24 protein-coding genes and 1 pseudogene are annotated in these 25,439 nt (G+C 71.6%); 20 read left to right on the forward strand and 5 right to left on the reverse strand.

Translation table 11 applies throughout. From position 1 onward, the window contains the following. Window positions 1-6: 6 nt before the first annotated feature. From sufC to ACH4VO_RS26030, 5 genes are read left to right on the forward strand one after another with little or no spacing between them, the layout of a single operon-like run. Window positions 7-798, forward strand: a complete 792-nt coding sequence (sufC, locus tag ACH4VO_RS26010; RefSeq protein ID WP_360993868.1) for a Fe-S cluster assembly ATPase SufC — start codon at window positions 7-9, stop codon at window positions 796-798. Further along, window positions 795-2,063, forward strand: coding sequence for a cysteine desulfurase (locus ACH4VO_RS26015; protein ID WP_360993871.1), 1,269 nt, complete (start codon window positions 795-797; stop codon window positions 2,061-2,063). Before sufC ends, ACH4VO_RS26015 begins: the two co-directional genes overlap by 4 nt. Window positions 2,064-2,089: 26 nt before the next feature. Then, complete coding sequence (gene sufU / locus ACH4VO_RS26020) at window positions 2,090-2,545, forward strand: Fe-S cluster assembly sulfur transfer protein SufU (protein ID WP_360993874.1); 456 nt, start codon at window positions 2,090-2,092, stop codon at window positions 2,543-2,545. Further along, window positions 2,542-2,880 (forward strand): metal-sulfur cluster assembly factor, encoded by a 339-nt coding sequence (locus ACH4VO_RS26025; protein WP_093539690.1) that lies wholly within the window; start codon window positions 2,542-2,544, stop codon window positions 2,878-2,880. Before sufU ends, ACH4VO_RS26025 begins: the two co-directional genes overlap by 4 nt. A gap of 50 nt (window positions 2,881-2,930) precedes the next feature. After that, a complete protein-coding gene (locus ACH4VO_RS26030) occupies window positions 2,931-3,296 on the forward strand; it encodes a VOC family protein (protein WP_360993878.1) in 366 nt (121 codons plus the stop codon). A gap of 138 nt (window positions 3,297-3,434) precedes the next feature. On the opposite strand, the gene ACH4VO_RS26035 is transcribed toward ACH4VO_RS26030, so the two are convergent. Further along, window positions 3,435-4,595, reverse strand: coding sequence for a hypothetical protein (locus ACH4VO_RS26035; protein WP_360993881.1), 1,161 nt, complete (start codon window positions 4,593-4,595; stop codon window positions 3,435-3,437). A gap of 146 nt (window positions 4,596-4,741) precedes the next feature. On the opposite strand from ACH4VO_RS26035, the gene ACH4VO_RS26040 reads away from it, so the two are divergent. The 3 genes from ACH4VO_RS26040 (at window position 4,742) to dapD (ending at window position 6,879) form a co-directional block, all read left to right on the forward strand. Continuing rightward, window positions 4,742-5,062, forward strand: a complete 321-nt coding sequence (locus ACH4VO_RS26040) for a multidrug efflux SMR transporter (RefSeq protein ID WP_360993884.1) — start codon at window positions 4,742-4,744, stop codon at window positions 5,060-5,062. After that, the gene (locus ACH4VO_RS26045) at window positions 5,062-5,619 is read left to right on the forward strand and encodes a TetR family transcriptional regulator (protein ID WP_360993887.1); all 558 of its coding nucleotides are present in this window, start codon (window positions 5,062-5,064) and stop codon (window positions 5,617-5,619) included. Before ACH4VO_RS26040 ends, ACH4VO_RS26045 begins: the two co-directional genes overlap by 1 nt. A gap of 261 nt (window positions 5,620-5,880) precedes the next feature. Continuing rightward, entirely contained in the window at window positions 5,881-6,879 is a 999-nt protein-coding gene (dapD, locus tag ACH4VO_RS26050; protein WP_360993890.1) for a 2,3,4,5-tetrahydropyridine-2,6-dicarboxylate N-succinyltransferase, read from the forward strand. Here dapD and dapA read toward each other — a convergent pair. Then, window positions 6,876-7,757: a 4-hydroxy-tetrahydrodipicolinate synthase gene (gene dapA, locus ACH4VO_RS26055; protein ID WP_360993892.1), complete on the reverse strand. Its 882-nt coding sequence runs from the start codon at window positions 7,755-7,757 to the stop codon at window positions 6,876-6,878. The genes dapD and dapA overlap by 4 nt on opposite strands. Window positions 7,758-7,910: 153 nt before the next feature. Here dapA and ACH4VO_RS26060 point away from each other — a divergent pair, with 153 nt between their 5' ends. The 5 genes from ACH4VO_RS26060 to ACH4VO_RS26080 all read left to right on the forward strand — a co-directional run bounded on the left by ACH4VO_RS26060 (window position 7,911) and on the right by ACH4VO_RS26080 (window position 14,222). Beyond that, complete coding sequence (locus ACH4VO_RS26060; protein ID WP_360994169.1) at window positions 7,911-8,552, forward strand: DUF4232 domain-containing protein; 642 nt, start codon at window positions 7,911-7,913, stop codon at window positions 8,550-8,552. Between the two features lie 246 nt (window positions 8,553-8,798). Further along, a complete protein-coding gene (locus ACH4VO_RS26065; protein ID WP_360993895.1) occupies window positions 8,799-10,313 on the forward strand; it encodes a hypothetical protein in 1,515 nt (504 codons plus the stop codon). Between the two features lie 195 nt (window positions 10,314-10,508). Beyond that, window positions 10,509-11,987 (forward strand): alkaline phosphatase PhoX, encoded by a 1,479-nt coding sequence (locus ACH4VO_RS26070; RefSeq protein ID WP_360994172.1) that lies wholly within the window; start codon window positions 10,509-10,511, stop codon window positions 11,985-11,987. Between the two features lie 345 nt (window positions 11,988-12,332). After that, window positions 12,333-13,913: a TROVE domain-containing protein gene (locus ACH4VO_RS26075; protein WP_360993897.1), complete on the forward strand. Its 1,581-nt coding sequence runs from the start codon at window positions 12,333-12,335 to the stop codon at window positions 13,911-13,913. A gap of 78 nt (window positions 13,914-13,991) precedes the next feature. Continuing rightward, the gene (locus tag ACH4VO_RS26080) at window positions 13,992-14,222 is read left to right on the forward strand and encodes a hypothetical protein (protein ID WP_014156926.1); all 231 of its coding nucleotides are present in this window, start codon (window positions 13,992-13,994) and stop codon (window positions 14,220-14,222) included. Window positions 14,223-14,327: 105 nt separating this feature from the next. On the opposite strand, the gene ACH4VO_RS26085 is transcribed toward ACH4VO_RS26080, so the two are convergent. From ACH4VO_RS26085 to ACH4VO_RS26095, 3 genes and pseudogenes are all read right to left on the reverse strand, one after another. Next, on the reverse strand, window positions 14,328-15,554 hold the full coding sequence (locus ACH4VO_RS26085; protein ID WP_360993900.1) for a TerD family protein: 1,227 nt from the start codon (window positions 15,552-15,554) through the stop codon (window positions 14,328-14,330). A 64-nt stretch (window positions 15,555-15,618) separates the two neighbouring features. Further along, window positions 15,619-15,837 (reverse strand): annotated as a pseudogene (locus tag ACH4VO_RS26090) (hypothetical protein); the annotation flags it as partial. A 155-nt stretch (window positions 15,838-15,992) separates the two neighbouring features. Beyond that, window positions 15,993-16,802, reverse strand: a complete 810-nt coding sequence (locus ACH4VO_RS26095) for an NAD(P)-dependent oxidoreductase (RefSeq protein WP_360993903.1) — start codon at window positions 16,800-16,802, stop codon at window positions 15,993-15,995. Window positions 16,803-17,281: 479 nt separating this feature from the next. On the opposite strand from ACH4VO_RS26095, the gene ACH4VO_RS26100 reads away from it, so the two are divergent. The 7 genes from ACH4VO_RS26100 to ACH4VO_RS26130 all read left to right on the forward strand — a co-directional run bounded on the left by ACH4VO_RS26100 (window position 17,282) and on the right by ACH4VO_RS26130 (window position 25,437). Beyond that, window positions 17,282-18,247 carry a 5-dehydro-4-deoxyglucarate dehydratase gene (locus ACH4VO_RS26100; protein ID WP_360993906.1) on the forward strand — a complete coding sequence of 322 codons (966 nt, stop codon included), beginning with the start codon at window positions 17,282-17,284 and terminating at the stop codon, window positions 18,245-18,247. Beyond that, window positions 18,244-19,425 carry a hypothetical protein gene (locus ACH4VO_RS26105; protein ID WP_360993908.1) on the forward strand — a complete coding sequence of 394 codons (1,182 nt, stop codon included), beginning with the start codon at window positions 18,244-18,246 and terminating at the stop codon, window positions 19,423-19,425. The genes ACH4VO_RS26100 and ACH4VO_RS26105 overlap by 4 nt, the downstream gene beginning before the upstream one ends. 658 nt (window positions 19,426-20,083) lie before the next feature. Continuing rightward, window positions 20,084-20,740, forward strand: coding sequence for a GntR family transcriptional regulator (locus ACH4VO_RS26110; protein ID WP_360993911.1), 657 nt, complete (start codon window positions 20,084-20,086; stop codon window positions 20,738-20,740). Window positions 20,741-20,790: 50 nt separating this feature from the next. Next, the gene (locus ACH4VO_RS26115) at window positions 20,791-21,693 is read left to right on the forward strand and encodes a dihydrodipicolinate synthase family protein (protein ID WP_360994175.1); all 903 of its coding nucleotides are present in this window, start codon (window positions 20,791-20,793) and stop codon (window positions 21,691-21,693) included. Next, window positions 21,690-23,426, forward strand: a complete 1,737-nt coding sequence (gene araD, locus ACH4VO_RS26120; RefSeq protein ID WP_360993914.1) for an L-arabinonate dehydratase — start codon at window positions 21,690-21,692, stop codon at window positions 23,424-23,426. Before ACH4VO_RS26115 ends, araD begins: the two co-directional genes overlap by 4 nt. Before the next feature lie 161 nt (window positions 23,427-23,587). After that, window positions 23,588-24,523, forward strand: coding sequence for a sugar ABC transporter permease (locus tag ACH4VO_RS26125; protein ID WP_360993917.1), 936 nt, complete (start codon window positions 23,588-23,590; stop codon window positions 24,521-24,523). Then, window positions 24,520-25,437, forward strand: a complete 918-nt coding sequence (locus tag ACH4VO_RS26130; RefSeq protein ID WP_360993920.1) for a carbohydrate ABC transporter permease — start codon at window positions 24,520-24,522, stop codon at window positions 25,435-25,437. The genes ACH4VO_RS26125 and ACH4VO_RS26130 overlap by 4 nt, the downstream gene beginning before the upstream one ends. The last annotated feature ends 2 nt before the right edge of the window (window positions 25,438-25,439 follow it).

The following is a 25,439-nucleotide window of genomic DNA, read 5'->3' on the forward strand; positions in this document are numbered from 1 at the left end:
TCACCCATGGCAACGCTTGAAATCCGCGACCTGCACGTCTCCGTCGAGGCCGACCACGCCACGAAGGAGATCCTCAAGGGCGTCGACCTGACCGTGAAGCAGGGCGAGACCCACGCCATCATGGGCCCGAACGGGTCCGGCAAGTCCACCCTCGCCTACTCGCTCGCGGGTCACCCCAAGTACACGATCACGAGTGGCACGGTGACCCTGGACGGCGAGGACGTCCTGGAGATGTCCGTCGACGAGCGGGCCCGCGCCGGCCTGTTCCTCGCCATGCAGTACCCGGTCGAGATCCCCGGTGTCTCGGTCTCCAACTTCCTGCGCACCTCCGCCACCGCCGTCCGCGGCGAGGCCCCCAAGCTGCGTACGTGGGTGAAGGAGGTCAAGGAGACGATGGCCGGCCTCCAGATGGACCCCGCGTTCGCCGAGCGCAACGTCAACGAGGGCTTCTCCGGCGGTGAGAAGAAGCGCCACGAGATCCTTCAGCTGGAGCTCCTCAAGCCGAAGGTCGCCATCCTCGACGAGACCGACTCCGGCCTGGACGTCGACGCCCTGCGCGTCGTCTCCGAGGGCGTCAACCGGGTCCGCGAGAGCGGCGAGGTCGGCACCCTGCTGATCACGCACTACACGCGGATCCTCCGCTACATCAAGCCCGACTTCGTGCACGTCTTCGCCAACGGCCGCATCGCCGAGTCCGGTGGCGCCGAGCTCGCCGACAAGCTGGAGAACGAGGGCTACGAGGCGTACGTGAAGGGTGACGCCGTGAGCGGAGCGAACTCAGGAGGGGCAGCCGCGTGACTGACGCCCGACAGGGGCTCTCCGGCCTCCTCGACACCGAGGCGATCCGCAAGGACTTCCCGATCCTGGACCGCACGGTCCACGACGGCAAGAAGATCGTTTACCTGGACAGCGCGGCGACCTCGCAGAAGCCGCGCCAGGTACTTGACGCGCTCAACGAGTACTACGAGCGGCACAACGCCAACGTCCACCGCGGTGTCTACACGATCGCGGAGGAGGCCACCGCGCTGTACGAAGGCGCTCGCGACAAGGTCGCGGCCTTCATCAACGCGCCCAGCCGCAACGAGGTGATCTTCACCAAGAACGCCTCGGAGTCGCTCAACCTCGTGGCCAACATGCTCGGCTGGGCCGACGAGCCCTATCGGGTCGACAGTGACACCGAGATCGTCACCACGGAGATGGAGCACCACTCCAACATCGTGCCGTGGCAGCTGCTCTCGCAGCGCACGGGCGCGAAGCTGAAGTGGTTCGGCATCACGGACGAGGGCCGCCTCGATCTGTCGAACATCGACGAGATCATCACGGAGAAGACGAAGATCGTCTCCTTCACGCTGGTCTCCAACATCATGGGCACCCACAACCCGGTCGAGAAGATCATCCGGCGCGCCCAGCAGGTGGGTGCCCTGGTCTGCATCGACGCCTCGCAGGCCGCCCCGCACATGGTGCTCGACGTGCAGGCGCTGCAGGCCGACTTCGTGGCCTTCACCGGTCACAAGATGGTCGGCCCGACGGGCATCGGCGTGCTCTGGGGGCGGCAGGAACTCCTCGAGGACCTGCCGCCGTTCCTCGGCGGCGGCGAGATGATCGAGACCGTGTCGATGCACTCCTCGACGTACGCTCCCGCGCCGCACAAGTTCGAGGCCGGTACGCCCCCGATCGCGCAGGCCGTCGGCCTCGGTGCGGCCGTGGACTACCTCTCGGCCATCGGCATGGAGAACATCCACCGTCACGAGCAGGCCATCACCGCGTACGCGGTGAAGCGGCTCCTGGAGGTCCCCGACCTGCGGATCATCGGCCCGGCGACGGCCGAGGACCGCGGGGCGACGATCTCCTTCACGCTCGGCGACATACACCCGCACGACGTCGGCCAGGTCCTGGACGAACTGGGCATCGCCGTCCGCGTCGGCCACCACTGCGCCCGCCCGGTCTGCCTGAGGTACGGAATTCCGGCGACGACGCGAGCGTCGTTCTATCTGTACTCCACGCCCGCCGAGGTCGACGCCCTGGTGGACGGCCTGGAGCACGTGCGTAACTTTTTCGGTTAATCGGGACAGCTGCTGAGGGTTGACTGGTGAAGCTTGACTCCATGTACCAGGAAGTGATCCTGGACCACTACAAGCACCCCCACGGGCGTGGCCTGCGGGACGGCGACGCCGAGGTGCACCACGTCAACCCGACGTGCGGCGACGAGATCACGCTCCGCGTGAAGTACGACGGCGAGACCATCGCCGACGTCAGTTACGAGGGCCAGGGCTGCTCCATCAGCCAGGCCAGCGCGTCCGTGCTCAACGAGCTGCTGGTCGGCAAGGAGCTCGGCGAGGCGCGGAAGATCCAGGAGACCTTCCTGGAACTGATGCAGTCCAAGGGTCAGCTGGAGCCGGACGACGCGATGGAGGAGGTGCTGGAGGACGCGGTCGCGTTCGCCGGTGTCTCCAAGTACCCGGCCCGGGTCAAGTGCGCGCTGCTGAGCTGGATGGCGTGGAAGGACGCGACGGCGCAGGCGCTGTCCGAAGGGAAGACGGCATGAGCGACAACGAGACTCTCACCACCAAGCCGGCCTCCGAGGAGGAGGTCCGCGAGGCGCTGTACGACGTGGTCGACCCCGAGCTGGGGATCGACGTCGTCAATCTGGGCCTGATCTACGGCATCCACATCGACGACGCCAACATCGCCACCCTCGACATGACCCTCACGTCGGCGGCCTGTCCGCTGACCGACGTCATCGAGGACCAGGCGAAGTCCGCGACCGACGGCATCGTCAACGAACTCCGGATCAACTGGGTCTGGATGCCGCCGTGGGGCCCGGACAAGATCACGGACGACGGCCGCGAGCAGCTTCGCGCGCTGGGCTTCAACGTCTGAGTCACCGTTTCACCTGCGTACGGACATGCCCCCGAGGCAGAATCGGGGGCATGTCCGTACGCATGTACCACCTCACCGTCGATGCGCGCGATCTGCCGTCCCTGGCCCGCTTCTGGTGCGGGGTGCTCGACTGGCGGGTCCTGTACGAGGACGATGACGAGATCGTCATCGGCGCCGACGAGAACACCCTGCCCGGGATGTGCTTCCTCCACGGGCCCGCGGGCAAGACGGCCAAGAACCGGCTGCACCTCGACCTGACCCCCGACGACCAGGCCGCCGAGGTCGAGCGGATCATCGCGCTCGGTGCCCGGCGGGTGGACGTGGGCCAGGGTGAGGACGTGACCTGGGTGGTGCTCGCGGACCCGGAGGGCAACGAGTTCTGCGTGCTCAGGCCGAAGAAGTCGCTGGTGGACTGAGCGCCGGGCCGCCGCCCGCCGCTTTCGTGGCGGTCGGGCCCGGAAACCGGCGGCCGTTTTCGTGGCGGTCGGGCCCGCAACCCATCGGCCGTCAGGCCCCGGGCGGTCCCCCGCAGGCGGGCGCCTGCGGGGGACGCCTCACCACTGAGCCGGCCCGCCCGCGTACGGCGGGACCGGGTTCTGGTGCGGGAAGCCCTGCCGCGGTACACCCGCCGCCTCGGCCAGGACCGGACCCAGGTCCTCCGTCCGTATGCGGCGGTCGACGTAGAGCAGGCCGGTCACCAGCTGCGGGAACGTGGTGGAGATGACCTGGCTCACCAACTGGCCCAGCATCATCGCGACCATGTAGCCGCTCATCGCGACGACCACCGCCGTGGGGCTCGGGTCGTCGCCCAGCGAGGAGGTCCCGATCGCACCGGGGAGCACGCCGAGGACCGAGAACGGTATCTGGACGACATAGCCCGCGGCAGCCGCCATCATGCCGGCGAGCAGGGTGATGCCGAAGATCCGCCACCAGTCGCCGCGCACGAGCTGGGCCGAGCGGCGCAGGGCGGCGACCGGGCCCTGGCCCTCGAAGACCACGGCCGCCGGTGCCAGGCAGAACCTGATCCAGAGCCAGACGGCCAGCGGCCCGGTCACCAGGGCGCCCAGCAGGCCGAGCGCCGTGGCGGTGACGGCTCCGCCGCCGCTCTCCATGGCGATGAGGCTGACGGCCACCCCGGCGATCGCCACCACGACGAGCACCACGGGCACCACGGCGATCAGTGCCGTGAGGATCAGCGCTCCGACGACGGGTGCGACATGGGACCAGGCCCCGCGCCACACCGTGGCGAAGGCGACGGGCCGGCCCAGCACCGCTTCCCGCAGGACCGCCGGGACGGCCGCGTACATCAGGCCCGAGACGACGGCCATCGTGACGATGCCCAGCAGCACGAGGACACCGAGGGACGTCAGCAGCGACACGATGTCCGCCGAGGCGGGCTCCTCGTCGTAGCTGAGGGACACCACCCGCTTCAGGGGGCCGGAGACGGAGGAGTAGGCGACGGCGACCGCTGCCGCCATGATCAGGAGGGCGCCGCCGTACAGGGCGCCGGCCATGCCGAACAGCGGCTTCCAGTACCTGCCCATCGTCGAGAACGCGCCGTTGAGCACATCTCCGAGCTTCAGGGGTGCCAGTGGTATGACCCCCGGCTTCGGCGGCGGGGTCCAGCCGCCCCACCCGGGCGGCCCGCCGTACGGAACCCCGCCGTACGGTGCGCCCCCGTACGCGCCGCCGCCCCACCCCGCGTCCTGCGCCACTGCCACTCCGTTGTCTTGTTGCCGTCCGGTCATCATCCGGTCGTACCGGTCGGGACACCGTAGCGTCCCCATCGGTACCCGACCAGGTCAGGGCGGGGGAGCCGGTTGTGTACGGCCGTACACAACCCCTATGTACGCTCGTACACATGGGATACGGACTGCTGGCCGCGGCCATCGCGGCGGAGGTGGCCGGAACGACGGCCATGAAGTACAGCGAGGGCTTCACCCGGCTCTGGCCCTCGCTCGTCACGGTCGTGGGCTACGTCGTGGCGTTCGTGCTGCTCGCCCAGACCCTCAAGACCCTCTCCATCGGCACCGCCTATGCCATCTGGGCGGGGGTGGGGACCGCGGCCGTCGCCGCCATCGGCATCCTGTGGATGGGTGAGTCCGCGGGCCCGGTGAAGCTGGCCGGCATCGCGCTGATCGTCGCCGGGGTCGTGGTGCTCAACCTCGGCGGGACGCACTGATGGCGCGCCGCCACGACCCCGGGCGGCGCGAGCGGATCATCGACGCGGCCCTGCGCGTCGTGGCCCGCGAAGGCATCGCGGGGCTCAGCCACCGGACCGTGGCCGCCGAGGCCGACGTGCCGCTGGGTTCGACGACGTACCACTTCGCCTCGCTCGACGAACTGCTGGTCGCCGCCCTGCGCCGGTGCAACGGGAACTTCGCCCGGACCGTGCGGGAGAGCGGGTACCTCGCTGATCCCGGGGTCCCGCTGGCCGGTGAACTGACCCGGCTGCTGGGGGAGTGGTTCGCCGGCGGACGCGGGCCGGCGGAGCTGGAGTACGAGCTCTGTCTCGCCGCCCTGCGCCGTCCGGCGCTGCGGGCCGTCGCCGCCGAGTGGGCCGACGGCCTGGGCTCCCTGCTCGCCTCCCGGACGGACCCGGGCACCGCGCGGGCGCTCGTCGCCCTGCTGGACGGGATCAGCCTGCAGGTGCTGCTGACCGGGGGCGAGTTCGACGCGGCGTACACGCGCGAGATGCTGAGCCGGATCGTCGACGGGGCCGGGCGCTCACACCGGTGACGCCTGCCCGCGTACGGTCGTCAGCGCGTCGCGCACACCGGTCTCGACGCCGGCGGGTAGGCCACGGGCTTCGGCCGTTCCGCCACCGCGTCCGGGTTCGCGGGCGCGGGCCCCGGTCCGTCCGGGAGAGCCGTGCCGGACACCGCTCCGGCCGACCGGGAGGGCGAGCGGTCCCTGGACGGGGAGCCGGGGGCGGCGGGGTGGTGACTGTCCGGTGAGACCGGTTGGCCCGAGCGGCGTCCGGGCGGTTAGGTTCAGTGCATGACCGACACGACTTCCCAGGGTTCCGCCCGCACCACCGGCGCCGTCGCCGCCGGCCTCGCCACCATCGCCGGTGACGGCACCGTCCTCGACACCTGGTTCCCCGCCCCCGAGCTCGTCGCCGACCCCGGCCCGGCCGGCACCCAGCGCCTGACCGCCGAGGAAGCGGTGAACCGCCTCGGGGCGGGAGCGGCCGAGGCCGTCGGCGTGGACGCGCGCCGCGGGGTCGAGGTCGTCGCCGTGGCCACGGTCATCTCCTCGCTCGACGACAAGCCGCTCGACGCCCACGACACGTACCTGCGGCTGCACCTGCTCTCGCACCGCCTGGTCCAGCCGCACGGGCAGAACCTCGACGGCATCTTCGGCTTCCTCGCCAACGTCGCCTGGACGTCGCTCGGCCCGGTGGCCGTCGACGACCTGGAGAAGGTCCGGCTCAACGCCCGGGCGGAGGGCCTGCACCTCCAGGTCACGTCGGTCGACAAGTTCCCCCGGATGACGGACTACGTCGCCCCCAAGGGCGTGCGCATCGCCGACGCCGACCGGGTCAGGCTCGGGGCGCACCTGGCCTCCGGTACGACCGTGATGCACGAGGGCTTCGTCAACTTCAACGCCGGCACGCTCGGCACCTCCATGGTCGAGGGGCGCATCTCCGCGGGCGTCGTCGTCGGTGACGGCTCCGACATCGGCGGCGGGGCGTCCACCATGGGCACCCTGTCCGGCGGCGGCAAGGAGCGCATCGTCATCGGGGAGCGCTGCCTGATCGGCGCCGAGGCGGGCGTCGGGATCGCGCTCGGCGACGAGTGCGTCGTGGAGGCCGGGCTGTACGTCACGGCCGGCACCCGTGTCACGATGCCCGACGGCCAGGTCGTCAAGGCCCGTGAGCTCTCGGGCGCCTCGAACATCCTCTTCCGCCGCAACTCGGTCACCGGCGCCGTCGAGGCCCGCCCGAACAACGCCGTGTGGGGCGGGCTCAACGACATCCTGCACAGCCACAACTAGTCGGCGGCGGCGAGCAGTTCCTCGTACACCTCGCGCAGCCCGTCGGTCGCCTCGCGGCCGGCGGGCTGCAGCGGTCCGCGAACCGGGCCGGCGTCGAGCAGGGCCTTCGCCGTGACCGTGCCCGGGAGGCCCGAGGCCATCATCGCCTCGACCAGGTGGACGGTGAGCTGGTTGAGGCGGGCGGCCTCGGCGGTGTCGCCCGCGTCGAACGCGTCCAGTACGGCTCGCATCCGGCGCGGGACGACGTTGGCGACAGTGCTGACGTAGCCGGCGGCGCCGAGCGCGTAGAGCGGGAGGTTCAGCTCCTCGCAGCCCGAGTAGTAGGCGAGCGGCGTCCTGGCCATCACCCTCGTCGCTGCGAGCAGGTCGTACGAGCAGTCCTTGACCGCTACGACGCGCGGATGCTCCGCCAGCGAGGCGAGCGTCGGGGGCTCGATCCGCGTGCCGGTGCGGGCCGGGACGTCGTACAGCATCAGGGGCAGGCCGGTGGCGTCCGCGACCCGGACGAAGTGCGCCTCGACGGCGGCCTGCGGAGGTCGGCTGTAGTACGGGGTCACCACCAGCAGTCCGTCGGCGCCCGCCGCCTCGGCTTCCTGCGCCAGCCGGACGGTGTGGCGCGTGTCGGAACTGCCGACCCCCGCGACGAGCGGGACCCCGTCACCCACCGCCTCCCGGACCGCCCGGACCAGCACGGTCTTCTCCTCGTCCGTCGTGGTCGGCGACTCGCCCGTGGTGCCGCTCAGCACGAGGCCGTCGCAGCCGTCCCTCACCAGGCCGCACGCGTGGGCGCGGGCGGCGTGCAGGTCCAGTTCACCCTCGGGGGTGAACGGTGTGATCATGGCGCAGAGGGCGCGGCCGAAGGGTCTGTGCGGTGTCATGTCCGCAGTGTCGACTCCTCCAACGTTCAGGTCCACTTAATTCTGCTCATGACTACTGTGAAGCATGGCTGAACAGTTCACCGTTGGCCCTTCGCCGTCTGGCATGATCGAACGCGTCAGCGAGAGACCGTTCCAGGGGTGGGGTACACGGCAATGCGCGTACGGACGACGATCTCCGCGGCTGTGCTGGTGGCCTCCGCGCCGGTGCTCTCGGGATGCGCGGGCTTCCTCGTCCCGGCCGGTGAGGGGGAGCCGGGCCCCACTCATGCCTCGGCCCGCAGCGCACCGGCGACCCTCGCCCCGGTGCGGCCCGAGCCGTCGCCCACGGCGAAGGCACCGGCCCAGGGCGCACCCGTCCCCGAGGCGACGACGTCCGGATGCCCCGCGTCCGGGGCCGTCGTCGCGATGAGCGAGGTGCAGACGGCGATGTTCCACCGTGCGGTCACGCTCACGCTCACCAACTGCGGGAAGAAGCCCTACCGGGTCCACGGCTATCCGTCCGTCCGCGCCCTGGGCGAGGACGGCGAGCGGCTTCCCGTCCCCGTGAACGCGGGAGGGTCGATGTTCGGCAACGACGAGGGTCCGCAGGAGGTCGTGCTGGAGCCCGGGGGGACCGTCACCTCGGTCCTCGCGTGGGTCTCCACGAAGGAGGGCGGCGACCTCATCGAGGGGGACGCCCTGGAGATCGCCGCAGCCCCCGACGCGGGCGCGCGGACCTTCCCCCTGGAGGGCCACGACGTGCGGCTCATGGACGAGTTGAACACGACGGCCTGGCGCACCGCGCTGCCCCGCTGACCCCGCCCGGCCCGCCGTCCCGCCCAGCGCACGGCACCGGAGCGGCGGCGGGCACGCCTGCCCGGAGGCCGCCGCACCCCGGCGCCCGGCATCGGTGCGGGCCTGCCGGAGAACCGGGCGGCAGGGGACGAAATGCGTCTACGCTGGGTCGGCGGCCCGGCCCCACGCGCACGGGGCCGCCCCGGACCCGTACACGGGATCCGCCCGTCCCACACGCCCCGCGCATGCCCCGAGGAGAACCCCCTGATGTCCGCAGAGCGCCCTTCCCTGCCGCCGGTGCGGCTGCACACCGAGGCCGAGCTGGCACGGGACGCGCTGGCCACTCCACTGCTCGCCCGTGCCGTCCGCCTCGCCCGCTGGGCGGGGCCCGGGACGCGCGTGGGCGCCGGTGGCGAACTCGCCGAGGCGCAGCTGCCGGCGGCGGCCGAGCACCTCGGCCTCGCCGGTGACGAGGACGGCGCGGCGTACGCCGGCGAGGCGTGGCGTCTGGCGGTGGACACGGGACTCGTGGACGTCGAGGACCCGGAGCACGACATGGAGGCCGGGGACGCCGACGGTACGGCCGGACAGCACGACGCTGATGCGGCCGGACAGGACGCCGAGGGCACGGTCACCGCGGGCGAGAGCCTGGCCCTGATCACCGCCGGGTCCCCCCAGGACGTCCTCGCGATCTGGCTCGACGGGCTGGACGCCGTACACGCGGACGCCACCGCACCGGCGTTCGACGACTTCGCCGACCTCATCGGGGAGGACGGCAGCGTCGACTTCGACGCCCTCGACTGGGACCCCGAGGCGGAGGCCGAACTCCTGGACGCGGCGCTCGGCAACCTCTACGCGCTGACCCTCTCGGACGCGGGGCCGGGTGACGGCCCGGTGCCGCTGCCCGCCCTGGCCGCCTCCGTGGTGGTGCCCGAGGACATGGGTGAGCCCACCGACGACGTCCTGGAGCTGGTGTCGGAGGCGATGATGCGGCTGGACGACCAGTTCCGGGTGCTCGAACCCATCGGGATCGTCGAATACCGGCCGGTGGACGAGACGTTGCTGACCGAGGAGGGCGAGGAGTCGACTCCCCCCGCCGACGACGAGGACGTGACCCGGTACGGGATGGTGAAGCTCACCCCGCTCGGCCTCTACGGCGTCCGGGAGCGGATGCTGGAGGCCGGCGTGGACGCGCCCGCCGTCGGCGACCTCGCCGACAAGGGGGCCGACGTGCTCCTCGACGGCATCGCGCACTACCCCGAGGACGCCGCCCACGCCGAGGTCGAGCTGTGGCTCGACCGGCACGGCGCGCGGGACGGGGCAGGGGCCGCCGCCGAACTCCTGGCCGCGGCACGGGGCGCCGACCGGGGGGCACCGCTGCGCAGGCTCCACTGCCAGCAGGCCCTCGCGTCGGCGGGCCCGGAGGCCGAGCCCGCGGTACGCGCGGTCCTGGACGACCCCGAACTCGGCGGGCTGGCCCGGGTGTGGCTCGTGGAGCGGGGTGCGGCCGACGTGCCCGCGCCCCCGGAGTCGATGGTCTTCTGGCTGGCCATCGACACGATCGCGGCCCAACTGGACGCCGAGGGCGAGCTCGACGAACTCCAGACACTGGTCGAGGGTCTCACCGGCGGCCACAGCGGCTTCTTCGACGAGGCCTGGCGGGTGGACCACCCGGCGACTGCGGAGGTCCTGGAGGCGATGGGGCGGCTGCACCGCGACCGGAAGACGGCGAAGCTCGCACGCAAGTCCGCCTTCAAGGCCCGCTCGCGTACCAAGGGCTGAAACCGGGGGCTCGAGGGCCGTTTTCGGCCATACGTGGCCGGCCGGCCCTCGCGCCGTGACCCGGTTTGCCCTCAATCGCGTGACGGTTTGACGCGCAGGCCCGCTCGACGTCGTCCGTCGTTCAACCGGTGTTGGTGCGGGGGAGGGAGCGTGATCACGCCAACCCACCCGGTCACGCAGCCCCAGGAGTCCGCGATGTCGTTCACGCGCAGGGAATTCACCAGACAGTCCGCCCTCACCGGTGCCGGTATCGCCCTCACCGGCACGGTCGGAGCGCTGGCCACGGCGCCCGGTGCGCTGGCCGCCGACGACGCCCGCCACGGCCACGGCCACGGCCACGAGAACGACGACCACGGCAAGGGCCACGGCCACGACAAGGAGCTGGGCTACGGTCCGCTGCTCCCCGACCCGAAGGGCATCCTCGCGCTGCCCGCCGGCTTCTCGTACCGCGTCGTCACGCACAGCGGTGTCACCACGCTGGAGACCGGCGAGCCGACGCCCTCCAACCACGACGGCACGGCCGCCTTCGAGGGCGCCCGCGGTGTCACCCTCCTCGTCAACAACCACGAGCTGAGCGGCACCCGGGCCCGCTGGGAGTACCCGGTGCCCCTCACCGAGGGCCTCGTCTACGACCCGGTCGCCGCCGGCGGCTGCACCGTCGTGGAGACCCGCCGCGACGGCCGCACCGCCGAGTGGGTCGGCATCGCCGGTACGTCCACCAACTGCGCGGGCGGCAGCACCCCGTGGGGCACCTGGCTGACCTGCGAGGAGACCGAGGACAAGGCCGGCAAGAACGGTCTGCTCAAGGACCACGGATACGTCTTCGAGGTCGACCCGTACGACAAGCGGGCCAACCGTGACCCGCGCCCGGTCAAGGCGTTCGGGCGCTACGCCCACGAGGCCGTCGTCATCGACCCCAAGCGCGGCCACGCCTACCTCACCGAGGACGCCTCGGGCCCCAACGGCCTGCTCTACCGCTGGGTTCCGCCGCACGGTTTCAAGCACGGCCGCGGACAACTGCGCACCCTCGCCGACGACGCCGGTGTCCTGCAGGCCACCAAGTGCTTCGACAGGAAGGGCGTCTTCGTCGACGACCTGTCCCGCGCCACGGAGATCGGCACCGTCTACGGCGTGGACTGGGTCGACGTCCCCGACCGTGACGCGAAGACCGTCTCGGTGCGCAAGCAGTTCACCGAGGGCCAGGTCACCCGTGCCCGCAAGCTCGAGGGCATGTGGTGGGGGGACGGCGGTGCCTACTTCGTCTCCTCCTACGCCCGGAGCGAGAGCCCCGTGGCGCACGACGGCCAGGTCTGGTTCTACGACCCCAAGCGCCGCACGATCACCCTCAAGGTCCTCCTGGGCGTCAACCAGGACCCGTCCGTGGACGGCCCCTTCGACGGCCCCGACAACATCACCGTCTCGCCCTACGGCGGCATCGTGATCTCCGAGGACGGCGAGGGCGTCCAGCACCTCTTCGGGGCGACCGACAGCGGCCGAACGTACCCGATCGCGCGCAACGACCTGAACATCGGCACCGAGGACGACCCCTCCTACAGCGAGATGACCGGCGTCACCTTCTCGCCCGACGGGAAGACCCTGTTCGCCAACATCCAGACCCCGGGCATCATGCTTGCCATCACGGGCCCCTGGAAGCGTCAGCCGAACAAGGACTGACACCACCTCCGGACGCCGCCGCGCGGCGCGTGGGGGAAACTCCCTCGCGTGCGGCGCAGCCGGCCGATTAGAGTCGGCGCAACGCACCTCCCGGTGCGAAGGCAGCGGCTACTTCCTTTCCCGAAACACGCCGCAGCCGTCCTGACCTCGGGAGGCACCAGCGCCGGGGTGCCCGGTGCGCAGGCGACGGATACTTCCACGGATCCGAAGGCTGCGGGTTCGAATCCCGCCCGGCCACGGCCGGTAGCTCACACGGACAGAGCATCGGACACGAGCCCGTCGCCGACCCCGATCTCGGGCACCCCGGTTCGCTGTGTCCTCTCCCACGCATTCGGGGGACGTCACATGGCACGCTTCAACACCCGGTCCACCCGGCCCCACGCCACCTCGCCCGTCCGGTCGACCGGGGGCACGGCACGCAACCACCAGGGTGCGCAGGGACACCTCCGAGACCCCCGCTCCGAACTCTTCCTCCTCGCGGTCGCCAACTTCGTGTCGCAGCAGACGTTCCACGAGGACGGCGACGCGCGCGACACCCGGTACGCCGCACTCGTGCGGACGCTCGCCGTCGAGGACCCGGAGTGGACCGCCGGGCTGCTGCGCTGGCTGCGCCGCGAGGCGCGGATGCGTACGGCCTCACTCGTGGGCGCCGCCGAGTACGTCAGGGCCCGGCTCGAAGCCGGCGTGGTGGACGGCCCGTCCAACCGTGAGGTCGTGGACTCCGTGCTGCTGCGTGCCGACGAGCCCGGCGAACTGCTCGGCTACTGGACCTCTCAGTACGGCCGGGCCGTACCCAAGCCGGTCAAGCGGGGCATCGCCGACGCCGTACGCCGGCTCTACAGCGGAACGGCGCTGCTGAAGTACGACACCGCGTCCAAGGGCTACCGCTTCGGCGACGTTCTGAACCTGGTGCACGCCTCGCCCGACCCGGCCAAGGCGTGGCAGGGCGATCTGTTCCGGTACGCGCTGGACCGCAGGCACCACCCCGAGGACGCCGTTCCGCCCGCGTCGAACCGCACCCTGACCGCTCACCGGGCGCTGATGGACGTGCCGGTCGCGCAGCGCCGTGCCCTGGTCACCGGGGCCGGCGGCGCGGACCGGCTGGGCGAGGCGGGCATGACCTGGGAAGCTCTCGCCGGCTGGCTGCAGGGTCCGATGGACGCGGCGGTCTGGGAGGCGGTGATCCCGTCCATGGGGCCGATGGCGCTCGTGCGCAACCTCCGCAACTTCGACGAGGCCGGGGTCACGGACGAGGTCGCGGCCGCGGTAGCGCGCCGGATCTGCGATCCGGAGACGGTGGCGGCCTCGCGGCAGTTCCCGTTCCGCTACCTGGCGGCGTACCGGCACGCGCCCTCCCTGCGCTGGGCCTACCCGCTGGAGCAGGCGCTCGGGCACTCCCTGGGGAACGTCCCGGCGCTGCCGGGCCGCACCCTGATCCTCGTCGACCGCTCCGGTTCGATGTGGTCGCCGCTCTCGGACCGCTCGCAGCTGAACCGGGCGGACGCCGCGGCGGTCTTCGGCGCCGCGCTGGCGCTGCGGGCCGCCGACGCGGACCTGGTGGAGTTCGGTACGAGCAGTGCGGCGGTGACCTACCGCCGGGGCGAGTCGGTGCTGAGGGTCCTGGAGCGCTTCGGCGACCTGGGCGGTACGAACACCGTCGAGGCGGTGCGCAGGCACTATCGGAAGCACGACCGGGTGCTGATCGTCACGGACGAGCAGGCCTCGTTCACGTACTACGGCGACGTGACCGACGGGATCCCGCTCACCGTCCCGGTCTACACCTGGAACCTGGCGGGCTACCGGGTCGGGCACGCGCCGGCCGGGAGCGAGAACCGCCACACTTTCGGGGGTCTTTCCGACGCGGCGTTCCGCATGGTGCCCCTGCTGGAGGCGGGCAGGAGCGCCGACTGGCCCTGGAACGGCTGATTACGAAACCGCCACTACTGCGGCCCCGGGAGCGGTCGGGCATGGCGTCGGGCGCTCCCAGGGCGCATACTCAAGGTAATGAAACAGTCAGCCGGATCCCGGCGTCACCTGCCTTCCAGTCCCTTCAACCGCCCGGCCCAGGCGGCCCCACCGGTCGAATGCTTCGATGTGGGCGACAGGGTGTCGCACGACCAGTTCGGACTCGGCCGAGTCCTGGCTGTCGAGGGCGACAACGACGCGGTGCTCATCGACTTCTCGGGGCGACAGGGAAGGATCCTGAGCCCGTACTCCAAGCTGACCAAGCTCTGAGAAGGAGCACGAGCACGTACCGCGTCCGACCGGAGACCCTCCGGATCCGGGGCACCTGAGGAGAAATCCATCAGGTGCCCCGGATGCCGTTGCGGGGTCCCAGCGCTACAGGGCCTTCGCGGCGGGCTTGACCATGCCCCGGACGGTCCGCGACTTCACGAACTCGCCCATGGCGGTCATCTCCCACTCGCCGGAGAACTGCTTGATCAGCTTGGCCATCATCACGCCGGTCTGCGGCTCGGCGCCGGTCAGGTCGAAGCGGACCAGCTCCTCACCGGTGGCCGCGTCGATCAGCCGGCAGTACGCCTTGGCCACCTCGGTGAACTTCTGGCCGGTGAAGGAGTTGACGGTGAAGACCAGGCCGGTCGCCTCGGCGGGGATCCGGCCGAGGTCCACGACGATCACCTCGTCGTCCCCCGCGCCCTCGCCGGTGAGGTTGTCGCCGGAGTGCTTGATCGCGCCGTTCAGGATGGAGAGTTTGCCGAAGTAGCAGCTGTCCAGGTGCTTGCGGTCGGGGCCGTAGGCGATCACCGAGGCGTCGAGGTCGATGTCCTTTCCGCGGAACGCCGGCTCCCAGCCGAGACCCATCTTGACCTGCGAGAGCAGCGGCCGGCCACCCTTCACCAGGGACACCGTCTGGTTCTTCTGAAGGCTGACCCGCCCCTTGTCCAGGTTGACCTTCCCGGTGCCCATGGGTGCGGCTGCGGCCGTCGGGGCCGGAGGTGCGGCCGGCGCCGGGGGAGCGATCCGGGGGTCCACGGGCGCGGCGGCCGGGGCGACCGCCGGCGCCGCCGGGGGAGCGGCGGATGCGGCGGGTGCGGTCGCGGCGGGCTCCTCGACGGAGACGCCGAAGTCCGTGGCGATGCCCGCGAGCCCGTCGGCGTAGCCCTGGCCGACCGCGCGGACCTTCCATGCGCCGTTGCGCAGGTAGATCTCGACGACGACCAGTGCGGTCTCGCCGCCCAGCTGCGGCGGGGTGAAGGTGGCGAGCGCGCTGCCGTCGTCCGCGTTGCGCACGGTGGCGGTGGGCTCGATGCCCTGGAAGGTCTGGCCTGCCGCGTCGGGGCTCGCCGTGACGACGATCTTCTCGATGCCCGGCGGGACGGCCGAGGTGTCCACCACGATCGTGTCGGGCGCGGAGCCGCCGCCCGCGCGGTAGGCCACGCCGGGGCCCGAGGGCTGGTTGTAGAAGATGAAGTCGTCGTCGGAGCGCACCTTGCCGTCGGCGGTGAGCAGCAGGCCCGAGACGTCGAGCCGCACCGGGGCGGCGACGTCCACCGCCACGCGGGCGGCGGAGAGAGGGATGTTCGAGCCGGGGGTCATTGCGGTCATGCACGGAGTAACGAATGACCCGGCTTTGCCGTTCCCTTACCTTCGCCGGTGTGGTCCGAACGGCTCAGCGCCCGCCGCGGGTCCGGGTGCGCGGGTGGTCGCGGGCGGTGCGCTCGTTGCCGTGCCGGTACGCGAGTCCAGGGGCCGTCACGAACGGGGCGTCACCCGACGCCACCTCGGCCAGGAACGTCGCCGCCCGGCCGCCGCGCAGGGTGCCCGCAGGCCGGCCGTGGTGGGTGAGGGTGACGCTCGTGTCACCGTGCCGCTCGTACCGGAATCCGGAGGTTCCGGCATGGCCGCATGGTGCCCGTACCCCGGGCGGCGCGTCGCGGTATCTTCCGGGGCCGGCACAGTGCGCCGGAGGTGTTGTCCTGTCTCGGGAACAGGCGGGCGGGTGAGTCGGGCGTCACCGGGCGGACAGAACTTTCGAAACCCGTCCTAGTGGGGCCAGATCGGCGGGTCGGTGACGAAGTGGCCGCCGATGTGGGCGTGGTCCGGGTTCTCCGGGTCGAGCTCGCCCTGTTCGGCGACGAGCGCGTCCGCGTACTGCTCGGAGTCGTCCTGCGGCTCGTAGCCCAGGGATCTGGCCGTCGTCAGGTCCCACCACAGGCGGGTGTTGGCGGAGGAGCCGTAGACCACGGTGTGGCCCACGTCCTCGGCCGTCAGCGCGGCGTGGAAGAGGCGCGCCCCGTCGCCGGGGCTCATCCAGACGGACAGCATCCGCACGGACGTCGGTTCCATGAAGCAGGAGCCGATGCGTACGGAGACGGTCTCCATGCCGTGCTTGTCCCAGTAGAACTGGGCGAGGTCCTCGCCGAACGACTTCGACAGACCGTAGAAGGTGTCGGGGCGGCGGGCCGTGTCGACCGGGATCAGCGGGTCGCCGGGGAGCGGGCGGGGGGTGTAGCCGATGGCGTGGTTGGAGGAGGCGAACACGACGCGTCCGACGCCCTCCTCGCGCGCCGCCTCGTAGAGGTTGTAGGTGCCCTCGATGTTCGCGCGCAGGATCTTGTCGAAGGAGGACTCCAGGGAGATGCCCGCGAGGTGGATGACCGCGTCGACGCCCCGTACGGCCTCGCGCAGTGCCTCCTTGTCGCCGAGATCGGCGGTGACCGCCTCCGGTTCGCCCTCGATGGGCGTGACGTCGAAGAGGCGGAGCTCGTAGCCGTAAGCGGGCAGCAGCCCCCGCATCAGGGTGCCGAGGCCGCCGGCGGCGCCGGTGAGCAGGACGGTGCGGGGAGCGGGCATACGGGATCTCCTCGGTGCGGGTGCGGGTGCGGGTGCGGGTGCGGGTGCGGGTGCGGGTGCGGCGTGGGCGGCGCGCTGGTGCTCAGTGGTGCGGTGGTTTTGGGCGTTGCCGTCGTGCCGAGCGGTGTTCGGGTCCAGTGTGGTGTCCGGTGGGCCGGCGCCCCCGGCACCACGACCGGGACCGGCGGCACGGCGGGGAGCGGACCGCGCGTACGGGCAGCGGGTACGCCACCGCGCGGGCGCGGCGTAGCCGCCCGACGCGTCACCCGCGCGACCGGTCCATGGAGCGCATTCACATGCATGGACAAGCTAGGAAGTTCGGCGGATCACGTCAAGTGCCGCCCCGAGCCCACCACTCCGCCTCCGGGTCATGCTTTCGTGTCTTGACCTGCGACGCTCGGCTGGCTTAGCGTGGTCGCGTTCATAAATATGGACGACGATCAGAATTGTGCACGTTTGGATCTGCTCAGGGAGCGCCCGTGACCTCAGCCCCCCTTGCCGCCCGCCTCACCGACGTCGCCGGGCCGCTCTTCTTCCCCGTCACCGCCTTCGGGCCGGACGGCACCGTCGACCTCGAAGCCTTCCGCAGGCACGTGCGGACAGGGATCGACGCCGGCGCCGCGGCGGTCTTCGCCTGCTGCGGCACGGGCGAGTTCCACGCGCTGACCCCGCAGGAATTCCGCCTCCTCGTCGCCGCCGCAGTCGAGGAGACCGACGGGCAGGTGCCCGTGGTCGCAGGCGCGGGATACGGCACGGCCCTCGCAGTCCAGTACGCGAAGCTCGCCGAGGAGGCGGGCGCGGACGGACTTCTCGCCATGCCGCCGTACCTCGTCGTCGCCGGGCAGGAAGGCCTGCTCGCCCACTACACCGCACTCGCCGCGGCCACCGGACTCGAGACGATCGTCTACCAGCGCGACAACGCCGTCTTCACACCCGAGACCGTCGTCGCTCTCGCGCGGACCCCCGGTGTCATCGGACTCAAGGACGGTTACGGCGACCTCGACCTGATGCAGCGCATCGTCAGCGCCGTGCGTTCCGGAGCCCCCGGTCAGGACTTCCTGTACTTCAACGGGCTGCCCACCGCCGAACTCACCGGCCTGGCCTACCGCGGCATCGGGGTCTCGCTCTACTCCTCCGCCGTCTTCGCCTTCGCCCCCGACCTGGCCCTGGCCTTCTACCGGGCGCTGGAGTCCGGCGACGTGGACCTGGTCAACGCCCTGCTCGACCACTTCTACCGGCCACTGGTCGAACTGCGCGCCAAGGGCCGCGGCTACGCCGTGTCGCTCGTCAAGGCGGCCGTCCGGCTGGAAGGCCTGGACGTCGGCACCGTACGCACCCCGCTCACCGAACCGCCCGCCGCGCACATCGAGGAACTGGCCGGGATCATCGCCGACGGCCGCGCGCTGCTGCAGAAGCGCGGGGCCCGGCAGGAGGCGCAAGGGTGAAGACCTCCGCCTTCCTCTACCCCTGGGACGTCGTCGGGGACCCGGACGCCGCCACCCGCGTCGCGGACCTCGGCGTCCAGCAGGTGACCCTCGCCTCGGCCTACCACTCCACCCGGGCCCTGACCCCCCGTCACCCCGGCCACCGCGTCGTCACCGCCGAGCACGCGGCGGTCCTCTACCCGCCGGATCCCGCACGCTGGGCGGGCCGCGGGCTGCGCCCCTACGATCAGGCGTGGGTGGCCGGGGACGACCCGTACGCCGAGGCGGCCGCGGCCCTGGCCGACGCCGGTCTCCAGGTGCACTCCTGGGTGGCCCTGGCCCACAACTCCCGCCTGGGGGCCGACCACCCCGGTACCTCCGTGGTCAACGCCTACGGCGACCGCTACCCCTGGGCGCCGTGCATCGCGCAGCCCGCCGTCCACGCCTACCTGGTGGACCTCGCGGCGGAGGCCGCCGTGCGCCCCGGGTCGCTCGGCACCGAGCTGGAGTCGTGCGGCTGGTACGGCTTCGCCCATCTGCACGCCCACGACAAGACGGCGGGCGTCGGCCTCGGGGACGCGGCGCAGTACCTGATGTCGCTCTGCTTCTGCGCCGACTGCCGGGCCGGGTACGCCGGAACGGGGCTCGACGCCGGCGAACTTGCGGCAGCCGTGCGCCGTGCCCTGGAACCCGTCTGGGCCGGATCCGGCTCCGGCGAGACCGGCTGGTCCGGCGTGCGCGGGCTGCTCGGCACCGGTCTCGCCGACGCCACCCGGCAGTGGCGGGACCAGGTGGCCCGGCGGCTCCAGGAGGCCGCCGTCGCCGCCGTACGGGCCGCGGCTCCCGGCCCGGACTTCCAGGTCCTGCTGCACGCCGACCCCGCCCCGTACCGCACCGGCGCCAACGTCGGGGTGGACCCCGCGCACCTGCTGTCCACGGCCGACGGCGCGGTGCTGCCCTGCACCGGCGGGGATGCGGCGCGCGAGGCGGTCCTCGGGCCGTTCGCCGGGCTCTCCGGCGTACTGGCGGCCAACTTCAACGTGGTGACGGGCATGGGCGGCAGCCCCGGCACCCTGGAACGGGACACCGTGCACGCCCGCGCGCTCGGCGCGGGTGAACTGCGCCTCTACCACGCGGGACTGGCCTCCGGGCCGGACCTCGACGCCGTCGCCCGCGCGCTCTCACGCATCGGCCGGTGAGGGGGTGGACCGGCGGAATCCCCGTCGGTCCGCCCTGCCGTTCGCCGGCCGTTCGCCGGCCCTTCGCCGGTGCGTTCGGCGTCTCGCAGCCCGCCACCGACGTCCGGCCTGCGGTCCCCGCGGCGCCCCGGCCACCGCCTCGCCGCCGTACGGCTTCCCCGGCTGACGTACACCGGCCCGCGACCGCCACCGGGTGTGACTCGCAGCCGGTGCGCTCCACCCCGGGCGGCGCTCCACCCCGGGCGGCGCTCCGCCCTGCACGCGCCCCACCGTGCGGGCGCCCCGGCGGCCGTCCGGCCGGGTGGCCGCCGCCCCCGTCCCCCCCGGGTCACCTCCCTCGCGGAGGTCTCGAACCGGATACGGAGCCCAGCGGGACCGAGCGCGGCCTCGCCGGCCTCCCGCGCCCCTCCGCGGCCCCTTCCTCGCGCGGCACTGCCGTGACCTGCGTGCTTCGGGTGGAAGCGCGCCCTCCGGAGACGCCCCGGGACCGGAGGGGCCGTCACCGGCCTCCCATGCTCCGGTGACCGCCGCAGGATGAGCCGAACATTCTTCTGTCAGAAGCGTTGACGAAACATTCACGACCGCTCTAGCTTCATCGCGTCGTACTTCGTACGTCATATATGAGACGCGATACGCGAGATGCGAGAGCCCTTCACCCATGACCTTTGCGCCTGCCCCGATCCCGTCCCGGACCCAGTACGTGCTGGAGGCGATCAAGCACGCGATCCTGACGGCGCAGCTGAGACCGGGTCAGGCACTGGTCGAGACGGAACTCGCCGCGCAGTTCGGCGTTTCCAAGACTCCGGTCCGCGAGGCACTGAAGACGCTCGCGGGCACGGGGCTCGTGATCATGAGCCAGTACAAGGGTGCCACCGTGCGGCTCGTCGACGCGACCATGGCCCGTGAGGTGTACGACGTGCGCCTGCTCCTGGAACCCGAGGCGCTGCGCCGCTCCATCACCCGCAGGGCCTCGCTCGAGGCTGCCCAGGAGGCCCTGGAGCGAGCCGACTCGGCGATCGACAAGGCCGACAGGTCACTGGCCAACCGGGACTTCCACCGGGCTCTCTACCTGCCCTGCGGCAACCCGCTGCTGGCCCGGATGCTCGACGAGGTCCGCGACCAGGCCGCACTCGTCTCGACCGTGGCCTGGGCGGCCGTCCCGTCCTGGGAGCGGGAGGCGGCCGAGCACCGGGAGATCCTGCGGCTCGCGCTCGCCGCCGACGCCGCGGCCGCCGCCGGGGCTCTGCACGACCACATCGCGTCGTTCGTACGCCGCGCGTTCCCCGACGACGAAGACGGGGGTGACACGGCGTGAGACACCAGCTGGACGCGCACCACCAGCACCTCGACGAAAGGCCAGTCCGCATGGACCTCTCCCCGCTCAAGGCGGCCCTCGCAGACGTTGTGGCGATCCCGGTGACCCCGTTCGCCGAGGACGGCTCCCTCGACACCGCGGCGCACCGCGCCCTGCTGCGGCGGCTGCTCGACGGCGGTGTCCGCATCGTCACCCCGAACGGCAACACCGGGGAGTTCTACGCGCTGACCCCCGAGGAGCGGCGCACGGTCACCGAGCTGACCGTCGACGAGGCGGGCGGCCGGGCCACCGTCCTGGTGGGCGTCGGCCACGACGTACCGACCGCCGTGGCCGCGGCCGAACACGCCAGGGACGCCGGCGCCGACATGGTGATGGTGCACCAGCCCGTACACCCGTACGTGTCGCAGGACGGCTGGATCGACTACCACCGGGCCATCGCGGAGGCCGTCCCCGGACTCGGCGTCGTCCCCTACATCCGCAATCCGCTGCTCGCCGGCGAGCGGCTCGCCGAACTCGCCGACAGCTGCCCCAACGTCATCGGCGTGAAGTACGCGGTGCCGGACGCCGCACGCTTCGCGGGGTTCGCCCGCGACGCCGGACCGGAGCGCTTCGTCTGGGTCGCCGGCCTCGCCGAGCTCTACGCCCCCTCCTACTTCGCCACCGGCGCCACCGGCTTCACCTCCGGCCTCGTCAACGTCGCCCCCGGCGTCTCGCTGAGCATGCTGGAGGCGCTGCGGGCCGGGGACTACCCCGCGGCGATGAAGGTCTGGGAGCAGATCCGCCGCTTCGAGGACCTGCGCGCCGACCGGCAGTCCGCCGACAACGTGACCGTCGTCAAGGAAGCCCTGGCCGCGCTCGGGCTCTGCCGCCGCGACGTGCGCCCGCCGAGCCGGGTACTGCCCGAGGCCCAGCGCGCCGAGGTCGCCGGCCTGGTCGCAGGGTGGTCCGTATGACAGCCGGCCGGGGCCGCGTCGCCCCCGAGGAGCTGCGCAGCCACCAGTGGTACGGCACGGACGGGCTCCGCTCCTTCAGTCACCGCGCCCGCACCCGCCAGCTCGGCTACCTCCCCGAGGAGCACCTGGGCAAGCCGGTCATCGCGATCCTCAACACCTGGTCCGACATCAACCCCTGCCACGTCCATCTGCGCGACCGCGCTCAGGCGGTCAAGCGGGGCGTGTGGCAGGCCGGCGGCTTCCCGCTCGAGTTCCCGGTCTCCACGCTGTCGGAGACCTTCCAGAAGCCGACCCCGATGCTCTACCGCAACCTGCTGGCCATGGAGACGGAGGAGCTGCTGCGTTCCTACCCCGTGGACGGCGCCGTGCTGCTGGGCGGCTGCGACAAGTCGACTCCCGCGCTCCTGATGGGCGCTGCCTCCGTCGACCTGCCGACCGTGTTCGTGCCCGCCGGGCCGATGCTGCCGGGCCACTGGCGCAACGAGGTCCTCGGCTCCGGCACGGACATGTGGAAGTACTGGGACGACAAGCGGGCCGGGCTCATCGGCGACTGCGAGATGGCCGAACTGGAGAACGGGCTCGCCCGCTCGCCCGGCCACTGCATGACCATGGGCACCGCCTCCACCCTGACGGCCGCCGCCGAGGCGCTGGGCGTCACGGTGCCGGGCGCCTCCTCCATCCCCGCCGTCGACTCCGGTCACGACCGCATGGCCGCGCAGTCCGGGCTCCGGATCGTCGAACTGGTGTGGCAGCAGCTGACGTTGTCCGAGATACTCACCGCCGACGCGTACGAGGACGCCGTCGCCACCGTCCTCGCGCTCGGCGGCTCCACCAACGCCGTCATCCACCTGATCGCGATGGCCGGCCGCTCCGGGGTGAAGCTCACCCTGGACGACTTCGACCGCATCGCCCGCACGGTCCCGGTCCTGGCCAACCTCCGCCCCGGCGGGAAGTACCTCATGGAGGACTTCCACTTCGCCGGCGGGCTGCCCGGATTCCTGGCCCGGCTCACCGACGTCCTGCACCTGGACCGTCCCACCGTCGCGCACGGCACGATGCGCGAACAGCTCGACGGGGCGCTGGTGCACGACACCGACGTCATCCGCGAACGGGACAACCCGCTCGCCGAGGAGGGCGGCGTGGCGGTGCTGCGCGGCAACCTCTGCCCCGACGGCGCGGTCATCAAGCACATCGCCGCCGAGCCGCACCTGCTGCGTCACACCGGGCCCGCGGTCGTCTTCGACGACTACCAGGAGATGCAGCGCACCATCAACGACCCGTCCCTGGCCCTCACCGCGGACCACGTGCTGGTGCTGCGCAACGCCGGCCCCCAGGGCGGTCCGGGCATGCCCGAGTACGGCATGCTGCCGATCCCGGACTACCTGCTCAAGCAGGGCGTGCGGGACATGGTGCGGATCTCCGACGCCCGGATGAGCGGTACCAGTTACGGCGCGTGCGTCCTGCACGTCGCGCCCGAGTCCTTCGTCGGCGGGCCGCTCGCCCTGGTCCGCACCGGCGACCTGATCACGCTGGACGTCGAGGCACGGCTGCTCCATCTCGACGTACCCGACGACGAACTGGAGCGGCGCAGGGCCCGGTGGACCCCGCCGCCCGCCCGGTACGGGCGCGGGTACGGGGCGCTCTACCAGGACCAGATCACCCAGGCCGACACCGGATGCGACTTCGCGTTCCTTTCCCGGCAGGGAGAAGTGCCCGACCCGTACGCGGGCTGAACCGGGCGAACAGAATGCGGCGCACCCCTCCGTCCGGTATGCCGAACGGCATGCGGTAAGCGCTTGCACCATGCACCGGCCGTACGGCACCTCCAGCACCGACGAGCACCTCCCGCAACCCCCCGCACTGCTCAGCACCTCCCAGAGATCGGAGACGCGTCATGGCCCATTCCGCAGCCGTGGCCACACCGCCGCCCCAGGCGAAAGCGCCCAGGCGCCGCTCGGCGACCCCCCGCCGCCTGCCGTATCTGCTGATAGCGCCCGCGGGCCTGCTGATGCTGGGCTTCATCGCCTACCCGGTGATCAGCGTCTTCTACTACAGCCTGCAGAACTACAACGTCACCAAGCCGTGGCGGAACGGCTTCGCCGGACTCGACAACTTCACCCGGATCTTCACCGAGGACGACCAGTTCTGGTCGACGCTCGGCTTCAGCGCCCAGTGGGTCTTCACCCAGGTCACCCTGCAACTGGCGCTCGGCCTCGCACTCGCCCTGATCGTCAACCAGACCTTCGTCGGCCGGGGCATCTCCCGGGCCATGGTCTTCTCGCCCTGGGCCGTCTCCGGTGTCCTCACCAGCACCATCTGGATCCTGCTCTACAACTCCTCGACCGGCTTCAGCCGCTACCTCGCGGACGCCGGCATCGGCGAGTACGGCACCTCGGTGCTCTCGGACACCGGGACCGTCTTCTGGGCGGCGACCGTCTCCGAACTCTGGCGCGGTGTCCCCTTCTTCGCCATCCTCATCCTCGCCGACCTGCAGTCGGTCTCCAAGGAGCTGTACGAGGCGGCGTCGGTCGACGGCGCCGGCCGGCTGCGGCAGTTCTTCCACATCACGCTGCCCCACCTGCGTGACGCGATCATCCTGGCGACGCTGCTGCGCGGGGTCTGGGAGTTCAACAACGTCGACCTGCTCTACACCCTCACCGGCGGGGGGCCGGCCGGGGAGACCACCACCCTGCCGCTCTACGTCGCCAACACCGGTATCGAGGGCCACGACTTCGGATACGCCTCCGCGCTCACCACCGTCGCCTTCGTGATCCTCCTCTTCTGCTCGATCGTCTATCTGCGCCTGAGCAAGTTCGGAGGCGAAAAGTGACCGCCGCCCTCGCGGAGAAGAACAGCGCCCGCACGCCGGAGCCGTCCACGCGGCACGCGGGGCCGCCGCCCGTCTCGCACCGCCGCGCCCGGCGCGAGCGCTCCTTCGACGACGTACCGCGCTGGCAGATCTACGTGCCGCTCGGTGTCTACCTCCTCTTCACGCTCATCCCGTTCTACTGGATGTTCCTCTTCGCCGTCCGGCCCGCCGGGTCCACCTCGCTGGTGCCGTGGCCGATGACGGGGGAGCACTTCTCGAAGGTCTGGAACGAGCGGAGCTTCGCCGTCTTCTTCCAGAACAGCATGATCGTCGGCGTCTGCACGCTGATCGCCACGACCCTGGTCGCGCTGGCCGGCGGATACGCCCTGGCCCGGTTCGACTTCAGGATCAAGGGCGCCTTCATGCTGGCGCTCCTCTGCTCGCAGTTCATCCCGGGCGCGCTGATGCTCGTACCGCTCTTCGAGATCTTCAAGAACCTCCAGATGATCAACTCGCTGGGCAGCGTCGTCATCGCGGAGACCGTCTTCCAGCTCCCCCTGTCGATCATCCTGATCAGCGGATTCATCAAGAACGTGCCGGTCTCCCTGGAGGAGGCGGCCTGGGTGGACGGCTGCTCGCGCTTCAGGGCCTTCTGCGCGGTCGTGCTCCCGCTGCTGCGGCCGGGGCTGATCGCCGTCGGCTCCTTCGCCTTCGTGCACAGCTGGAACCACTTCCTGTTCGCCCTGATGTTCCTCAGCGAGCAGGACAAGCAGACGATCCCGGTCGGCCTCAACACCCTGATCGGCGCGGACAGCGTGGACCTGGGGGCGCTGGCCGCGGGCGGAGTCATCGCCGCCGTACCCGTGGTCATCGTCTTCGCCTTCATCCAGAAGTGGCTCATCACCGGCTTCAGCGCCGGCGCCGTGAAGGGATGATC

The organism is Streptomyces sp. NPDC020780, from assembly GCF_044334475.1.
In the GTDB taxonomy this organism is placed as follows: Bacteria; Actinomycetota; Actinomycetes; order Streptomycetales; family Streptomycetaceae; genus Streptomyces.

Excerpts from the sequence above, each read along its gene's own strand:
- ACH4VO_RS26060 (WP_360994169.1), top strand. The coding sequence starts at position 7,911 with ATGCGCGTACGGACGACGATCTCCGCGGCTGTGCTGGTGGCCTCCGCG.
- ACH4VO_RS26125 (WP_360993917.1), top strand. The coding sequence starts at position 23,588 with ATGGCCCATTCCGCAGCCGTGGCCACACCGCCGCCCCAGGCGAAAGCG.
- ACH4VO_RS26075 (WP_360993897.1), top strand. The coding sequence starts at position 12,333 with ATGGCACGCTTCAACACCCGGTCCACCCGGCCCCACGCCACCTCGCCC.
- ACH4VO_RS26045 (WP_360993887.1), top strand. The coding sequence starts at position 5,062 with ATGGCGCGCCGCCACGACCCCGGGCGGCGCGAGCGGATCATCGACGCG.
- ACH4VO_RS26095 (WP_360993903.1), bottom strand. The coding sequence starts at position 16,802 with ATGCCCGCTCCCCGCACCGTCCTGCTCACCGGCGCCGCCGGCGGCCTC.
- ACH4VO_RS26110 (WP_360993911.1), top strand. The coding sequence starts at position 20,084 with ATGACCTTTGCGCCTGCCCCGATCCCGTCCCGGACCCAGTACGTGCTG.
- araD (WP_360993914.1), top strand. The coding sequence starts at position 21,690 with ATGACAGCCGGCCGGGGCCGCGTCGCCCCCGAGGAGCTGCGCAGCCAC.
- ACH4VO_RS26040 (WP_360993884.1), top strand. The coding sequence starts at position 4,742 with ATGGGATACGGACTGCTGGCCGCGGCCATCGCGGCGGAGGTGGCCGGA.
- ACH4VO_RS26065 (WP_360993895.1), top strand. The coding sequence starts at position 8,799 with ATGTCCGCAGAGCGCCCTTCCCTGCCGCCGGTGCGGCTGCACACCGAG.
- ACH4VO_RS26115 (WP_360994175.1), top strand. The coding sequence starts at position 20,791 with ATGGACCTCTCCCCGCTCAAGGCGGCCCTCGCAGACGTTGTGGCGATC.
- dapD (WP_360993890.1), top strand. The coding sequence starts at position 5,881 with ATGACCGACACGACTTCCCAGGGTTCCGCCCGCACCACCGGCGCCGTC.
- ACH4VO_RS26025 (WP_093539690.1), top strand. The coding sequence starts at position 2,542 with ATGAGCGACAACGAGACTCTCACCACCAAGCCGGCCTCCGAGGAGGAG.
- ACH4VO_RS26070 (WP_360994172.1), top strand. The coding sequence starts at position 10,509 with ATGTCGTTCACGCGCAGGGAATTCACCAGACAGTCCGCCCTCACCGGT.
- sufC (WP_360993868.1), top strand. The coding sequence starts at position 7 with ATGGCAACGCTTGAAATCCGCGACCTGCACGTCTCCGTCGAGGCCGAC.
- dapA (WP_360993892.1), bottom strand. The coding sequence starts at position 7,757 with ATGACACCGCACAGACCCTTCGGCCGCGCCCTCTGCGCCATGATCACA.
- ACH4VO_RS26085 (WP_360993900.1), bottom strand. The coding sequence starts at position 15,554 with ATGACCGCAATGACCCCCGGCTCGAACATCCCTCTCTCCGCCGCCCGC.
- ACH4VO_RS26080 (WP_014156926.1), top strand. The coding sequence starts at position 13,992 with ATGAAACAGTCAGCCGGATCCCGGCGTCACCTGCCTTCCAGTCCCTTC.
- ACH4VO_RS26030 (WP_360993878.1), top strand. The coding sequence starts at position 2,931 with ATGTCCGTACGCATGTACCACCTCACCGTCGATGCGCGCGATCTGCCG.